This is a genomic window from Pseudomonas bananamidigenes (assembly GCF_001679645.1).
Taxonomy (GTDB): domain Bacteria; phylum Pseudomonadota; class Gammaproteobacteria; order Pseudomonadales; family Pseudomonadaceae; genus Aquipseudomonas; species Aquipseudomonas bananamidigenes.
Genome location: NZ_LRUN01000010.1, coordinates 83,742 through 97,648, shown reverse-complemented (window position 1 = coordinate 97,648; position 13,907 = coordinate 83,742). Strand labels below are relative to the sequence as shown.

The window sequence follows — 13,907 nt, the reverse complement described above, 5'->3', positions numbered from 1 at the left end:
ACTCGTTCGCGGGCGGCGGTGGGAGAGGTCGCATCATGGCTTGGCGTCGGATTAAAAGAAAGCAGGCTAACGATCTTTTCCTCGAAGCAAAAAAAGCCCCGTCGCAAGGACAGGGCTTTTCACTTGAAGCTTGCAGCAGCTCTTAGAACACAACGCCCTGACTGCGCAGGTAATCGTCGTAGGTGCCGCTGAAGTCGGTCACGCCGTTCGGGCTCAGCTCGATGATGCGCGTGGCCAGGGACGATACGAACTCCCGGTCGTGGCTGACGAAAATCAGCGTGCCCGGGTAGTTTTCCAGCGCCAGGTTCAGCGCCTCGATCGATTCCATGTCCAGGTGGTTGGTCGGTTCGTCCATCACCAGGACGTTCGGCTTTTGCAGGATCAGTTTGCCGAACAGCATGCGACCTTGCTCACCACCGGAGATGACCTTCACCGACTTGAGGATCTCGTCGTTGGAAAACAGCATGCGGCCCAGGGTGCCGCGAATCATCTGTTCGCCCTGAGTCCACTGGCCCATCCAGTCGAACAGGCTGACATCGTCTTCGAAATCATGGGCGTGGTCCTGCGCGTAGTAGCCCAGCTCGGCGCTTTCGGTCCACTTCACGGTACCGGCGTCCGGGGTCAGTTCGCCCATCAGGGTGCGCAGCAGGGTGGTCTTGCCGATACCGTTCGGGCCGATGATCGCTACGCGCTCGCCGGCTTCGACGGTAAAACTGAAGTTCTTGAACAGGGTCTTGCCGTCGAAACCCTTGGAGATTTTTTCCAGGGTCACGGCCTGGCGGTGCAGTTTCTTGTTTTGTTCGAAGCGGATGAACGGGCTCACGCGGCTCGATGGCTTGACCTCGGCCAGCTGAATCTTGTCGATCTGCTTGGCACGGGAGGTGGCCTGCTTGGCTTTCGAGGCGTTGGCCGAGAAGCGGCTGACGAACGTCTGCAGTTCGGCAATCTGGGCTTTCTTCTTGGCGTTGTCCGCCAGCAGTTGCTCACGGGACTGGGTCGCGGCGGTCATGTACTCGTCGTAGTTGCCCGGGAACAGACGCAGCTCGCCATAATCCAGGTCGGCCATGTGGGTGCAGACGCTGTTGAGGAAGTGACGGTCGTGGGAAATGATGACCATGGTGCTGTTACGCGCCGTCAGGATCGACTCCAGCCACCGGATGGTGTTGATGTCCAGGTGGTTGGTCGGTTCGTCGAGCAGCAGCACTTCCGGATCGGAGAACAGGGCTTGCGCCAGCAGCACGCGCAGTTTCCAGCCCGGTGCGACTTCGGTCATCGGGCCGAAATGCTGTTCCAGCGGAATGCCCAGACCCAGCAGCAGTTCACCGGCGCGGGACTCGGCGGTGTAGCCGTCCATCTCGGCGAATTCGGTTTCCAGCTCGGCCACGGCCATACCGTCTTCTTCGCTCATCTCCGGCAGCGAGTAGATGCGGTCGCGCTCGGCCTTGACCTTCCACAGCTCTTCGTGACCCATGATCACGGTGTCGATCACGGTGAATTCTTCGTAGGCGAACTGATCCTGACGCAATTTACCCAGACGCACGTTCGGCTCGAGCATCACCTGGCCCGCAGACGGCTCAAGGTCGCCGCCGAGGATTTTCATGAACGTCGACTTGCCGCAACCGTTGGCGCCGATCAGGCCATAACGGTTGCCGTTGTTGAATTTCACCGAAACGTTTTCGAACAGCGGCTTTGCGCCGAACTGCATCGTGATGTTAGCTGTGGAGATCAATTGCTTTACCTATCAATGGGTTGCGAGCCGCACATCGGGCGCTTGGGCCGTTTCTGGGGCATTTTGGAGCTTTTTCTTCCCGGGCCCGGTCACCGTCTGCATGGTGCCAGCGGGCGTGGGGCGAGAGCAGCATCCGGACTCATCGTCCAGAGCTGTTGGGCAATAAAGGCGGGATTCATGCCAGACATGGCGCGCATTGTCGCATAAGTCATGCGGCAGTTGTATGGCAGTCGATAAGGAAAACCTGACCGACATCCGCAAGCTCGTCTACATTCCAACAAGCAGTTTCTTCTTGTAAGGAATGGTCATGTTCAAGGCACGTTTGGTTGTGGCATCTGTTACTTGCCTGGCGTTGATTGCGGGCTCCGCAACGGCGTTGGCAGACCCCGGAAACGGCAATGGCAAAGGGCATGGAAAGGGCGGGCCCGAGAACAGTCAGGGGCATGGAAATCAGGGTGGCAAGAACAAGGGGTTCAATTCAGGCCGCGCGCCTGCGCCCGTTATCGATCGAGGCAGTGTGCTGGGCGTGCTCAACGGTTACAGAGACTACTGGAGTCCCGGACCTGCGTTGCCACCCGGAATCCAGAAAAACCTGGCACGTGGAAAACCTCTTCCGCCCGGCATTGCCAAAAAACTGGATGGCCGGCTGGTGGGGCGGCTGCCTCATTACGACGGATATGAATGGCAACAGGCGGGTACCGATCTGATTCTGGTGGCCATCGCAAGCGGGCTCATTTACGAAGTTCTGAATGGCGCGTTCGACTAGTCGGGTCGGCTGGGATACCGGCTGTAAAAGCAAGGCGTTCTCACTCACTTTATATATGGGGCAAAACCGATTCCGCCGGTCGTTTGTCGCTGAACCAGATCTCGCCGTGTGCGTCTGAGAGGGCAGTAAAACCAACCCTTGTGGATGCCATCATGCGTTTTGAAAAGAAAAGATTCGTTGCTGTCATGTCGTGCGTCATGATGTTTGCGGCTGCGCCGTTGTTGCCTTCCGGACTGTCGATCATGGCTTCAGCCTATGCCAAGGATGGGGGCGGTCATGGCGGGAATGGCGGAGGCGGTGCGGGCAGTGGTGGAAGCCACGGCGGCGGCGCGGGGAATGCAGGGCATGGCGGCGATAACGCCGGGCATTCAGGCAGTGCCTCCAACAATGGCCGCGCAGAAGGCCAGGAAGCGGATCATGCAGGCAGGGCCGTTCGGGATCACGGTGTGAGCGGACGTCATGCGGGGCGCGATCACGGCGCTGAGCGTGGACACGGGGCAACCACCTCGGGCGTCGCGCATTCCAAGACGACACGCGGCTTGTCGAAGGCTACGGCGATTTCGGCTACAACGCCGGGCGATCACAATGCCAAAGGCTTGAGCAAGGCAGGCGTTTCAACCTCCAGGTAAACCCGAACCCGCCAGCCGCACCCTTTACACGTCAGGGTGCGGTTCTCCATTCACCCGGTACGAAAGTGCCGGGTCAAGCGCCTGAATGCTCAGAGCGTTTCCCCGTTTCATCAGGCTCACCCTCCGGACCAGACACCTGACTCCGGCCCGCTGTCGCGCTGTTTTCTCATTCACTCGATGAGCTGCCGTATCGCTGAGGTGACAGACAGGGCTCACTCGGGAGCCGAGTTTGGCCGATTCGGCGGACAGTTTTTCACAGATGAGGTTCACCATTGGTTACAAAGTATGGCTAAAATGCCATCCGATCACCCAATAGCCGCTGACGGCGAGCGCTCAGGGAAGTGCCCTCGGGACCGTATTTTGTATTCATGCCACTGCATCATGTCCTGAGCCCCTGGCCGGCAGGCGCGCAGTTTGTTCACTTTTGACGTGTGACCATTTCCGTGAAACTCATCATTGCCGCTATTTATGTCATTTCCATTGCATACGTTCACCTGCGTGGGCGTGTGCGCCACAAGCTGGGCCGCCAGTTGAGTGACCACTCGACGTTCCTGGCGCCGGTCAACTGCTTCCTGTACCTGTTCTCGAAGATCCCCAACAAGCCTTACCTCGATACGAAAGATTTTCCCGATCTGAGCCCGTTGCAGGCCCATTGGGAAGAAATCCGCGAGGAAGGTCAGAATCTTCTGCGTGCCGGTGCGATCAAGCGCTCCAATCAGTACGACGACGTCGGTTTCAACTCGTTCTTCAAGACGGGCTGGAAACGCTTCTACCTGAAATGGTACGGCGACAGCCACCCGTCGGCATTGCAAATGTGCCCGCGCACCACTGAACTGGTGCAGAGCATCGGTTCGATCAAGGCCGCGATGTTCGCCGAGTTGCCGCCGGGCTCGAAACTGGTGCGTCACCGTGACCCGTATGCCGGTTCCTACCGTTATCACCTGGGCCTGGAAACGCCGAACGACGCCGGTTGCTACATCAACGTCGATGGCGAGAGCTATCACTGGCGCGACGGTGAAGCGGTGATGTTCGACGAGACCTACATTCACTACGCGGAAAACACCACCGACCAGAACCGCATCATTCTGTTCTGCGACGTCGAGCGCCCGATGAAGTATCGCTGGGCGGCTGCATTCAACGGCTGGTTCAGCCGCACTGTAATGTCGGCGGCGGGGGCTCCGAACGATGCCGGCGACCGCACGGGTGGCATCAACCGCTTGTTCACCAGAATCTACAAGATCCGCCTGCGCGGCAAAGAACTGAAAAAACGCAATCGCACGCGCTACTACCTGGAAAAGTGGGCGATCTTCGGTGGTCTGCTGGCCATCTTCATTCTGATCTGATAACTCGGGCGACTGTTGCAAGACAGTCGCCCGATTCATTTCACGAGGCCTTTTTGGTTTTTTTGGCTGTTTTCTTGACCGGTTTGGCAGCGGCTTTTCCTCCCAGACTGCGTTTGAGCAGTTCCGTCAGGTCGATCACATCAGCAGACTTGCGCTCTTCTTCGCCGTCTGCGGTCTCAACGTCTTCGATCTTGCCTTCATGGGCCTTTTTGTCCACCAGGGCCATGATCTTGTCTTCGAATTCGTCGTGGTAATCCTCGGGTTTCCAGTCTGCGCTCATGTCTTCAACGAGCCGTTTGGCCATGTCCAGCTCGGCTTTGGCCAGTTGCGGTTTGGTCACCTCGCTGCCCAGTGCCAGTTCATCGAGGCTGCGCACTTCCTGCGGCCAGCGCAGTTTCACCAGCACCAGCGCCGACTCCAGCGGCATCAACGCCGCCAGATATTGGCGCGTGTGTAAAACCACACGGGCAAGCGCGACCTTGTCGGTCTTGCTCAGGGTTTCACGCAGCAAGGCGTAGACCTTGCCGCCGCGCTTGTCAGGGGCGAGGTAGTAGGGCGTATCGATGTTCTGCAACGGGATCTGCGCGCTGTCGACGAAGGAAAAAATATCGATGGTCTGGGTCGAAACCGGGTGCGCCGAACGGATCTCTTCCTCGCTGAGCACCACATATCGGCCTTTCTCGAACTGCACACCTTTGACGATGTGCTCTTTGGTGACTTCCTTGCCGGTGACCTTGTTGACCCGTTTATAACCCACCGGGTCCATGCTGCGGCTGTCCAGCCAGTCGAAGTCCACGCCCTGCGACGAGGTGGCCGAGACCAGTGCCACAGGGATATGCACGAGTCCGAAACTGATTGCGCCTTTCCAGATTGCCCGAGCCATGCTGCCGTTCTCCGCGTGATGTTCGGCTGACCTGTCTGCCTGCGCAAAAGTTTCTGCGGGTTGCCGGCGAGCTGCAGGTCAAATCGTGTTACACCTTGTTTAGCGAGGACGGGGTTAACAAATCCGAACCCTCGGCGTAGCGTGGACTCGAAGGCTCTGAATCCAGCGCATCGAGAGAGGCCGTCCATGAACCGTTTTCTGTCAGGCATCGCATTGCTCGCCTTCAGTGGCGGGCTGGTTCACGCTGATGCCTTGCTGCTGGCACAAAGTCCGACCGGCAACAGCAGCAATCCCTACAACAGCCCGATCCACCGGGCCAATCCCAACAGCATGCAGGGCACGCAGCCCGCCAATCCGGTGATTCGCGGGCCGAACACCGTGCCTGTACCTCGACAGCCCACCCTCGAAAACGGCGGCATCGGCAATGGTCAGCCGGCGCGTTCGGTGCCGGGCACACCGCCGAAATTCATTCCCAATCCACCCGCCCGTGACGGCGACAGCAACCGTTGAATGGCAGAACCGCTTCTGCCAGCCCTTCAATCGAACAAAAGGAATCGTGCATGTTGCGTAAAACCCTATTGGCCGGGCTGTGTGCCGGCACAGTCCTCTGCAGTCCGGCGTTTGCCGCCGCCTCCAAAGAGCTGCAAAGCGAGCAGGGCACCCTTGAAGTCACCACCATCGCCCAGGGCCTGGCGCATCCTTGGGCGCTGGCGTTTTTGCCGGATCGACAGGGCATGCTGGTGACCGAGCGTCCGGGCAACCTGCGGGTGGTGGGGGCTGACGGCAAGTTGTCGGCACCGATCGATGGCGTTCCCAAGGTCTGGGCCAAGGGGCAGGGCGGCTTGCTCGATGTGGTGCTGTCGCCGGACTTCAAGCAGGACCGGCTGGTGTATTTGTCATACGCCGAAGGCGGTGGCGCCGGTGACAAGGCCGGGACGGCCGTGGGACGCGGGCGACTGTCGGACGACCTGAAAACCCTCAAGGACTTCAACGTGATCTTTCGTCAGGAGCCAAAGCTGTCGGTCGGCAATCACTTTGGCTCGCGATTGGTGTTCGACCGTGACGGTTATCTGTTCATCACCCTCGGCGAGAACAACGATCGCCCCACCGCACAGGATCTGGACAAGTTGCAGGGCAAGGTCGTGCGCATCTACCCGGACGGCAAGGTTCCGGACGACAACCCGTTTGTCGGCCAGTCCGGTGTCCGTCCGGAAATCTGGTCCTACGGCCATCGCAACCCGCAGGGCGCAGCGCTCAACCCGTGGAACGGCACGCTCTGGGAGAACGAACACGGCCCCCGTGGCGGCGACGAGGTGAACATCATCGAACGCGGCAAGAACTACGGCTGGCCGCTGGCAACCCACGGCATCAACTACTCGATGCAGCCGATACCGGAAGCCCGGGGCAAAACCGTCGAAGGCACGGTTGCACCGCACCATGTCTGGGAAAAATCACCGGGCGTCACCGGCATGACGTTCTATGATGCCGATCGCTTCAAAGCCTGGCAGCACAATGCGTTCATCGGAGCACTGGCCACTCAGGAACTGATTCGCCTGCAGTTCGACGGCGACAAGGTGGTGCACGAAGAGCGCTTGCTGGGCGATTTGAAGCAACGGATACGCGATGTCCGGCAGGGCCTGGACGGTTATCTGTACGTGCTGACGGATGAGTCCGACGGTGCGCTGTACAAGGTCGGACTCAAATGAACGCTTCATGCGGGTGAGCGGGCGTAGAGGATCACCGCCGCCCGCAGCTTGCCCCGGCCGAACCGGCACATTTTTTCGAACTCCCCATGGCTGACCGGCACATGCTGGCAGTCCATGGGCTGACGATGCTGGCTGTGGTCGACATCCGGGTCATGCAGATAGACGAAATCTTCGTCGCAATCGGTGACGATAACCCAGTGCGGGGATTTGGAGCGGGTCAGGCGATAGCTGCTGATCAGCACCAACGGTTGTCCGCCGGCACCGAGCAGTCGCGGCAAATCCAGTGACGTGCCGATGGTCTGTTCCACATCGGTGTCTTTCAGTTGTGCCATGAATTCGTCATGCACCAGGCGCATGACGTCTTTTTTATGCGCGTCGCGCACTCCGTCGAGAAACAACGGCCCCGCCATGCTCAGTTGCAAGCGAACGCGAAACCCACGGCGCCAGGCCGCCAGCGCCAAGCCTTGAGGGCTGCAACCACCGTGGCCGGCGGTCATGAACACCGTGGTCGCTTCGCGCCAGAGTTGCAATTCTTCGCGGCGCTCCAGCAAGCGATCGGCCTGCAAAGCACCCATGGCCATCAGCAAGCAGGCCGGCCCGCAGGTGAAATCGGTGGTTTGTCGGTAGTAGGGCACCTTGATGCTGCGCGAATCGCGGTGTTGCAGGATTCGTTTCTCCAGACGCAAGGCGTCCGCATGGTCTTCGTAATAATCGTGAATCACTGCGAAACGCCGATAGCCGCTGCGTTCGTACAAGGCGATGGCGGCGGGATTGTCGATGCGCACTTCAAGCCGCAGATAAACGCAGTCGTGCTCAAGAGCGCAGGCTTCGATGTGTTGCAACAATTGTTTGCCCAGGCCGGCACCTCGTGCCTCGGGAGAAATGGCGATGGAATACAGCCGCGCAAGCGAAGTCCCGCGATGGAACAGTACCAGCGCATACCCCGATAGCTGCCCCTCGCGCTCGGCCACCAGCAATTGGCCGTGGGCGCGGGTGATCATCCACTGAAAGCTGCGGCGGGTGAGCCGGTCCGTGGTGAAACAATGCATTTCCAGCGCCAGCAGCGCCGCTAAATCATCAACTGTCGCCAAGCGAAAAACAGTGTTCATATGACCGCCGTAAAAGTTGCGTAACGAAACGGGACTTTCGAAAAAGTTCGTGCTTAATAGAAATGGTCTTGTTCTCCAACGGATCAATTTCTATGTCAGCGGTACAGGGTCATTGGCGCGAAGTATCCAGTCAAAGTTTGCCACCGGCAACTTATTTAAAACCGCAGATCAGAACGTCCAGTCAAGTGTTGATCATCGTCGAACGCAAGGAAGACTGGGCCTCGTACTTCCCCAGCGAGGACATACTGACGGCCCAGGAATACCTCGAACAACCGCCCGACAGCGAGCCGGGGAAACGGGTGCAGGTGATCAATCTTTGCCGCAGCTACAAGTATCTGGGTCACGGCTACTACTGTTCGTTGCTGGCTGAGGCCCGGGGGCACAAGGTTATTCCGTCGGTGCGCACCATCAGTGAACTGACCCGCAAATCCCTTTATGGTCTGGCGCTGGATGATCTGGACAAAACTCTGGAAAAGGCTCTCAGTCATCATCTTTACAACGACACCGAAGGTTTCACGCTGACACTTTATTTCGGCAGAACCCATATCGAGCCGTTGCAGGATCTGGCCCGGCAATTGTTTGAAGTGTTTCCGTGTCCGATTCTGTTAGCTGAGTTTCGTCGAACCAACGGCTGGCACATCGAAGGCATAAAGTCCGGTGCCCTGCACAAGTTGCGCGACGACCAGGAAGACCAGTTTGCCAATGCGCTGGATGGCTTCAGCCGCAAGATCTGGCGTGTACCGCGCTCACCACAAGTGGCGCGTTATGACCTGGCGATCCTGCATGATCCCCAGGAAGCGTTACCGCCCTCCAACGCGAAGGCATTGGAAAACTTCGTCAGGGTCGGCAAGGGTATGGGCATCGATGTCGAACTGATCGAGCGCAAGGACTATGCAAGGTTGGCTGAATACGACGGCTTGCTGATCCGCGAAACCACCAGCGTTGACAACCACACCTATCGCTTCGCCAAGAAAGCCGAAAGCGAAGGGCTGGTGGTGATGGATGATCCGGCGTCGATCCTGCGCTGCACCAACAAGGTCTATCTCACCGATCTGCTCAACAGCCATCAACTGGGCATGCCCGCCACGGAAATTCTCTACAAGGAGCGACCGGAGGACTTCGAGCGGGTCGGCGAACGCCTTGGCTTCCCGTTGGTACTGAAAATCCCGGACGGGTGCTTTTCTCGAGGCGTGATCAAGGTTGAAAGTCAGCAAGCCTTGCTCGAAGCCACTGCCGAATTGTTCGAGCACTCAGTGCTGTTGCTGGCCCAGGAATTTTTCTACACCGAGTACGACTGGCGCATCGGCGTGCTGAACCGCAAACCGATCTTCGCCTGCCAGTACTTCATGTCCAAGGGCCATTGGCAGATCTACAACCACAAGGCCAAGGGCCAGGACGTCAATGGCGAGTGCCGAACACTGGCCGTTCACGAGGCACCGCGTGCCGTGGTGGAACTGGCGGTGAAGACCGCGAACCTGATCGGCGACGGCTTGTACGGCGTCGACCTCAAGCAGGCCGGCGACAAGGTGGTGGTGATCGAGGTCAACGACAACCCGAACCTCGACGCCGGTATCGAGGACGCCTACCTGCAAGACGATCTGTATTCACTGGTGCTGGAAGAGTTCGTGCGCCGCCTGGAACTCAAACGCCGTGGCCAGGCCTGGTGACCGGCCGATGATCAACAGCTTCGCACTGAGCCATGGCGCGTTGCAGCGGGTCGAGCAACTGGACGCCGAGGTGATGCTGTTCAGCGACCCCGACGCCGCCGAGCGGGACTTGCTGCACAGTCACTTCAAACTCGATGAGCACGCGCTGGCCTCGGCGCTGGACCCGGACGAGGTGTCGCGGATTGAATTCCATCCCGATCATCTGTTTCTGATCTGGAAGCGGCCCGAGAACTATTCCGGCGGCGGCAGCCTGGCGTTCGAGGTGTCGTCCTGCGGTTTGCTGTTTTCGCCGGGCCAGTTGCTGGTGATCGCCACCGACGATACGCCGCTGCACGGTCTCGGCACGGGTCGGCCGCTCAACACGCCGCTGGATGTGTTGCTGGATCTGCTGTTCAACAATATTCATCACTACCTCGGGCACCTGAAGGTGATCAAACTGGTCGCCCGGGAGTTGCAGCAGAAATTCAACGCGTCGATGCAGAACCAGCATCTGGTGCAGATGTTCAACCTCAGCGAAAGCCTGATCTATTACATCAACGCCCTGCACAGCAACGGCGCGGTGCTCACGCGGCTGCGCAATCACGCGGAAAAACAGCATTTCGGCAGCGAAGCCATTGGCCTGATCGACGACCTGATCATCGAAAACAACCAGTGCTACAAACAGGCGGAAATCTACTCGACAGTGTTCTCCGGGCTGATCGACGCCCGGGGCAACCTGATGAACAACAGCATGAACAACCTGTTGCGCAAGCTGACGCTGATCAACGTGGTGTTCCTTCCGCTCAACCTAATTGCCAGCATTGGCGGCATGTCGGAATTCAGCATGATGACCGCCGGAACGCCGTGGTGGATTTCGTACCCGTTGTTTCTTGCTGCGATGCTGTTGGGGGCGGGCGGGATGTTGTTCGGGCTCAGGCGCCTGGCGAAATGAAAAAATCGCCATTGACTTGCCAGCAACGCCCGGGCTAATTTCGAGCCCATGACTTCCACCGTATTGCGCTGCCAGCCAAGCATTATTACCGCCATTCCTCATTTGGCGGGCTAGCTCACGACTGCAGCACCCAACCCGCCCTAGAGGCGGGTTTCTACTTTCTGTCTCCGGGGTTTTGAATAAAAAGTCAGGAGACGACCATGCGCTACAGCCCCGCCCAGCAAGCCCTGCTCGAGCAGTACGTGAAAAAGATCCTCGCCGCGCCGGTGTATGAACTGGCAGTGCGCACGCCGCTACAACCCGCGCCGGCGCTGTCCGAAACACTGGGCAACCGGATTCTGCTCAAGCGCGAAGATCTGCAACCGACGTTCTCCTTCAAGATTCGCGGCGCCTGTAACAGGCTGGTGCAGTTGAGCGATGTGCAGAAGGCGCGTGGAGTGATCACGGCATCGGCGGGCAATCATGCCCAGGGCGTAGCACTGGCGGCCCGTGAGTTGGGCATTGCGGCGACGATCGTGATGCCGGCGACCACCCCGGAATTGAAAGTGCTGGGCGTCAGCAGTCGCGGCGCCGAGGCGGTACTGCATGGCGACAGTTTTCCGTTTGCCCTGGCTCACGCGCTGCAACTGGCCGAACAGACCGGGCGGACATTCGTCCCGCCGTTCGATGATCCCGATGTCATCGCCGGTCAAGGCACGGTGGCGATGGAGATCCTGCACCAGCATCAGGGGCCCCTCGATGCGATCTTCGTCCCGGTGGGCGGTGGCGGGTTGATTGCCGGCATCGCGGCCTACGTCAAATACCTGCGGCCAGAGGTGCGCATCGTTGGCGTTGAATCGGAGCACTCGGCCTGTCTGAAGGCTGCGTTGCAAGCGGGTGAGCGAGTGGTGCTGCCCAGCGTCGGCACCTTTGCCGATGGCGTGGCGGTGGCGCAGATCGGTGCCTATGGTTTCGAGGTGTGTCGCTTCTGTGTGGATGAAGTGATCACCGTCAGCAACGACGAACTCTGCGCGGCGATCAAGAATATCTACGACGATACCCGCTCGATCACCGAGCCTTCCGGCGCATTGGCGGTCGCGGGTATCAAGCAGTACGTGGCGCGAACCGGCGCGCGGAATCAGACGCTGATCGCCATCGACTCCGGCGCCAATATCAACTTCGACAGCTTGCGCCACGTTGCCGAGCGCGCTGCGGCCGGCGGGATTGTGGCGTAAGGGTTATCAGGGCAACAACGGGCGCAGAAAGCTGCGCTCGTAGCTGACGATGAACTTCTTTTCGACCAGATCGTCCACCAATGCCGTGCTTTCCGGGTCGGTCAGTGCAATGTGGCGATAACTTTCGTAATCCGCCAGGGACGGAAAACTGAACAGGCAGTAGGCGATGTTGCTCGCGCCTTCCGAGGGCAGAAAATAGCCGTGATGCGTTCCGCCCAGCCGTTCGACGATGCCTAGCCACGTCTTGGCGTAGGCTTCGAAGGCGTCGAGCTGGTAGGGATCAATCACGTATCTGACATGGCAGGTAATCAATGCCGCTGCTCCTTGGCGAGTTACTCGGGAATGGCAGTGCCGACCTTGTCCGAAGCCGACCAGATGCGATAACGCACCTCGACGTCTTTCGGTGCGTAGACCACGATCGGCAGCTTGCTGTTGTAGCGCACGGTGAAGCCTTCACCGATCACCGGTACGAAGGCGCGCTTTTTCTGGGTACCAGGCGGGCAGGCCATCAGCGTGCTCACAGGGCCGCTGACTTGTTCCAGGCGGTAGAACGGATAGCCCCAGCCTTCGAGGTTTTTCTCTACCAGAGTGCCGCCCAGGCGCTGGCGGTTGCAGTCGACCTCAAGGGTTTTGCCGGCGAGGATTTCGACTTTGAAGTTGTCTTCCTGGGCCTGTTGCGGCAGGTGAATGACCTGGCGAGTAAAGCCCGCTTCGGCTTTGGGGTAGGGCGCCGTGTCTTCGAGTTTGGCGGCGTGAGTAAGGGTAGAGACGCTCGCGAGCATCAGGCCGGCGGTCGCGTAGACAGTGAATTTTCCCATGGAAGCCTCCTGGCGGGTGTAGGGTGGTTGGGGGCATTTTCACTGCCGTGCGCCATGAATGCAAACCACCGGTGGATTGCAAAATGCGTGGCGCAAATGGGGTGATCTTGCATTCTGCAACGGACCAGAGACTGATGCTTTCGCCAAGCCATTGATTTTCAACGGAGTTAACACGACCCGATGGACGGCACGTTTTATGCGTTGTTCGGGTGCGGCGTACCGAGTCCGGGCGCCTACACTCCAATGGGCATTTCGCAGTACAGCCGCTTGCCACACCCAGGGATTCAGCGGGGACACACCTGCCGGGAACAGTGGTAACGGACTTGTGAATACTTGATTGGCAGTCTCACAGAAAGGAGAGGGTTCGCCATGTTTTTGTCTGCCTTGGAACTGCGCAACATCATTGAAAGCAGCTTTCTGCCGAAACGCTGTCAATGCACGCTGTCTTCGGATCTGTCGATGACCGTCAAGGTATTCGGCGACCATCAGACCGACCAGGTCGATCTGCTGGTCAGCGGCATCGATGCCACTCACTTGAACAGTTGCCGAGAAATCAACGGCCTGATTGCCGGGTTGCGCTCCGATCTTGCGCAACGCACAGCCAATCATCAGCCTGCACAGCGTTTGAAAGTGGGTTAACCCACGGTTTCACCCAGTTCGACCGTCACGCGCCGGGCCTGCACGAAACCAAGGCCCAGCGCGAACTCGACCAGCACCGCGAGCAGAATCCCGGGGCCGGCATGGCCGTTGAGCCATTCGGCAGAACCCAGTACGGCCAGACCAAAGCAGCCGACGATAAAACCGTTGCTCAGCGCATTGCGCGCGATCGACACTGGCGCGTTGCGCACCATATAGAACATCACCCCCAACGCCGCGAACAGCACCGCCATGCGTCGTGCGACAAATCCTGCCGCCTCGGAGTACTCAATGCTCCAGATCGAAAGCAGTATTTGCGGCACGAGGCCCCAGGCCAGCGCCAGCAGGAAACACAGGGAAAAGGTGATGGTCGACAACGTGCGAAACGACAACTGCATGGCGAATCCTTGCGGCAGTGAGGAGGGCCCCGAGCATAACCTTCGGGACCCTTGCCCGCCTACCGCAAAGCTGCAAAT

General features: G+C 59.1%; 15 protein-coding genes and 1 pseudogene. 9 read left to right on the top strand and 7 right to left on the bottom strand.

The genetic code is table 11. From position 1 onward, the window contains the following. Positions 1–142: 142 nt before the first annotated feature. Positions 143–1,729 carry an ABC-F family ATPase gene (locus BBF94_RS05000; RefSeq protein WP_065257941.1) on the bottom strand — a complete coding sequence of 529 codons (1,587 nt, stop codon included), beginning with the start codon at positions 1,727–1,729 and terminating at the stop codon, positions 143–145. A 307-nt stretch (positions 1,730–2,036) separates the two neighbouring features. Here BBF94_RS05000 and BBF94_RS04995 point away from each other — a divergent pair, with 307 nt between their 5' ends. Next, positions 2,037–2,495, top strand: coding sequence for an anti-virulence regulator CigR family protein (locus BBF94_RS04995; RefSeq protein ID WP_065257940.1), 459 nt, complete (start codon positions 2,037–2,039; stop codon positions 2,493–2,495). A gap of 49 nt (positions 2,496–2,544) precedes the next feature. Here the strand turns inward: BBF94_RS04995 and BBF94_RS27905 are convergent, their stop codons facing one another. Next, a complete protein-coding gene (locus BBF94_RS27905; RefSeq protein WP_176704416.1) occupies positions 2,545–2,739 on the bottom strand; it encodes a hypothetical protein in 195 nt (64 codons plus the stop codon). Here BBF94_RS27905 and BBF94_RS28120 point away from each other — a divergent pair. After that, entirely contained in the window at positions 2,648–3,124 is a 477-nt protein-coding gene (locus BBF94_RS28120; RefSeq protein WP_082302370.1) for a hypothetical protein, read from the top strand. The genes BBF94_RS27905 and BBF94_RS28120 overlap by 92 nt on opposite strands. 443 nt (positions 3,125–3,567) lie before the next feature. Next, positions 3,568–4,467: a lipid A hydroxylase LpxO gene (lpxO, locus tag BBF94_RS04990; protein WP_065258020.1), complete on the top strand. Its 900-nt coding sequence runs from the start codon at positions 3,568–3,570 to the stop codon at positions 4,465–4,467. 40 nt (positions 4,468–4,507) lie between these two features. Here the strand turns inward: lpxO and ku are convergent, their stop codons facing one another. Then, positions 4,508–5,350, bottom strand: a complete 843-nt coding sequence (gene ku, locus BBF94_RS04985) for a non-homologous end joining protein Ku (protein WP_065257939.1) — start codon at positions 5,348–5,350, stop codon at positions 4,508–4,510. 186 nt (positions 5,351–5,536) lie between these two features. Between ku and BBF94_RS04980 the strand changes: the two genes are divergently transcribed. Together BBF94_RS04980 and BBF94_RS04975 are read left to right on the top strand one after the other, a co-directional pair. Further along, positions 5,537–5,860: a hypothetical protein gene (locus BBF94_RS04980; protein ID WP_065257938.1), complete on the top strand. Its 324-nt coding sequence runs from the start codon at positions 5,537–5,539 to the stop codon at positions 5,858–5,860. Positions 5,861–5,910: 50 nt separating this feature from the next. Further along, on the top strand, positions 5,911–7,056 hold the full coding sequence (locus tag BBF94_RS04975; protein WP_065257937.1) for a PQQ-dependent sugar dehydrogenase: 1,146 nt from the start codon (positions 5,911–5,913) through the stop codon (positions 7,054–7,056). 5 nt (positions 7,057–7,061) lie between these two features. Here the strand turns inward: BBF94_RS04975 and rimI are convergent, their stop codons facing one another. Further along, positions 7,062–8,165, bottom strand: coding sequence for a ribosomal protein S18-alanine N-acetyltransferase (rimI, locus tag BBF94_RS04970; RefSeq protein WP_065257936.1), 1,104 nt, complete (start codon positions 8,163–8,165; stop codon positions 7,062–7,064). 92 nt (positions 8,166–8,257) lie between these two features. On the opposite strand from rimI, the gene BBF94_RS04965 reads away from it, so the two are divergent. The 3 genes and pseudogenes from BBF94_RS04965 to ilvA form a co-directional block, all read left to right on the top strand. Continuing rightward, on the top strand, positions 8,258–9,832 hold the full coding sequence (locus tag BBF94_RS04965; RefSeq protein WP_065257935.1) for a RimK family protein: 1,575 nt from the start codon (positions 8,258–8,260) through the stop codon (positions 9,830–9,832). Between the two features lie 7 nt (positions 9,833–9,839). Then, entirely contained in the window at positions 9,840–10,763 is a 924-nt protein-coding gene (locus BBF94_RS04960) for a magnesium transporter CorA family protein (protein WP_065257934.1), read from the top strand. Positions 10,764–10,963: 200 nt separating this feature from the next. Further along, positions 10,964–11,962, top strand: a pseudogene (gene ilvA / locus BBF94_RS04955) (threonine ammonia-lyase, biosynthetic); the annotation flags it as partial. A 21-nt stretch (positions 11,963–11,983) separates the two neighbouring features. Here ilvA and BBF94_RS04950 read toward each other — a convergent pair. Both BBF94_RS04950 and eco read right to left on the bottom strand, forming a co-directional pair. Next, positions 11,984–12,289, bottom strand: coding sequence for an NIPSNAP family protein (locus BBF94_RS04950; protein WP_065257933.1), 306 nt, complete (start codon positions 12,287–12,289; stop codon positions 11,984–11,986). Positions 12,290–12,309: 20 nt separating this feature from the next. After that, a complete protein-coding gene (eco, locus tag BBF94_RS04945) occupies positions 12,310–12,795 on the bottom strand; it encodes a serine protease inhibitor ecotin (protein ID WP_065257932.1) in 486 nt (161 codons plus the stop codon). Between the two features lie 369 nt (positions 12,796–13,164). Here eco and BBF94_RS04940 point away from each other — a divergent pair, with 369 nt between their 5' ends. Next, positions 13,165–13,434 carry a DUF1652 domain-containing protein gene (locus tag BBF94_RS04940; RefSeq protein ID WP_065257931.1) on the top strand — a complete coding sequence of 90 codons (270 nt, stop codon included), beginning with the start codon at positions 13,165–13,167 and terminating at the stop codon, positions 13,432–13,434. On the opposite strand, the gene BBF94_RS04935 is transcribed toward BBF94_RS04940, so the two are convergent. Further along, positions 13,431–13,829 carry a hypothetical protein gene (locus BBF94_RS04935; RefSeq protein WP_065257930.1) on the bottom strand — a complete coding sequence of 133 codons (399 nt, stop codon included), beginning with the start codon at positions 13,827–13,829 and terminating at the stop codon, positions 13,431–13,433. The two genes, BBF94_RS04940 and BBF94_RS04935, sit on opposite strands and share 4 nt — an antisense overlap. Positions 13,830–13,907 lie beyond the last annotated feature (78 nt).

What these genes read in the sequence shown, in the direction of transcription:
- rimI (WP_065257936.1), bottom strand. Translation starts at nt 8,165, where the DNA reads ATGAACACTGTTTTTCGCTTGGCGACAGTTGATGATTTAGCGGCGCTG.
- BBF94_RS04995 (WP_065257940.1), top strand. Translation starts at nt 2,037, where the DNA reads ATGTTCAAGGCACGTTTGGTTGTGGCATCTGTTACTTGCCTGGCGTTG.
- BBF94_RS04965 (WP_065257935.1), top strand. Translation starts at nt 8,258, where the DNA reads ATGTCAGCGGTACAGGGTCATTGGCGCGAAGTATCCAGTCAAAGTTTG.
- eco (WP_065257932.1), bottom strand. Translation starts at nt 12,795, where the DNA reads ATGGGAAAATTCACTGTCTACGCGACCGCCGGCCTGATGCTCGCGAGC.
- BBF94_RS04960 (WP_065257934.1), top strand. Translation starts at nt 9,840, where the DNA reads ATGATCAACAGCTTCGCACTGAGCCATGGCGCGTTGCAGCGGGTCGAG.
- BBF94_RS04980 (WP_065257938.1), top strand. Translation starts at nt 5,537, where the DNA reads ATGAACCGTTTTCTGTCAGGCATCGCATTGCTCGCCTTCAGTGGCGGG.
- BBF94_RS04940 (WP_065257931.1), top strand. Translation starts at nt 13,165, where the DNA reads ATGTTTTTGTCTGCCTTGGAACTGCGCAACATCATTGAAAGCAGCTTT.
- BBF94_RS04935 (WP_065257930.1), bottom strand. Translation starts at nt 13,829, where the DNA reads ATGCAGTTGTCGTTTCGCACGTTGTCGACCATCACCTTTTCCCTGTGT.
- BBF94_RS28120 (WP_082302370.1), top strand. Translation starts at nt 2,648, where the DNA reads ATGCGTTTTGAAAAGAAAAGATTCGTTGCTGTCATGTCGTGCGTCATG.
- BBF94_RS27905 (WP_176704416.1), bottom strand. Translation starts at nt 2,739, where the DNA reads ATGATCGACAGTCCGGAAGGCAACAACGGCGCAGCCGCAAACATCATG.
- ku (WP_065257939.1), bottom strand. Translation starts at nt 5,350, where the DNA reads ATGGCTCGGGCAATCTGGAAAGGCGCAATCAGTTTCGGACTCGTGCAT.
- BBF94_RS04975 (WP_065257937.1), top strand. Translation starts at nt 5,911, where the DNA reads ATGTTGCGTAAAACCCTATTGGCCGGGCTGTGTGCCGGCACAGTCCTC.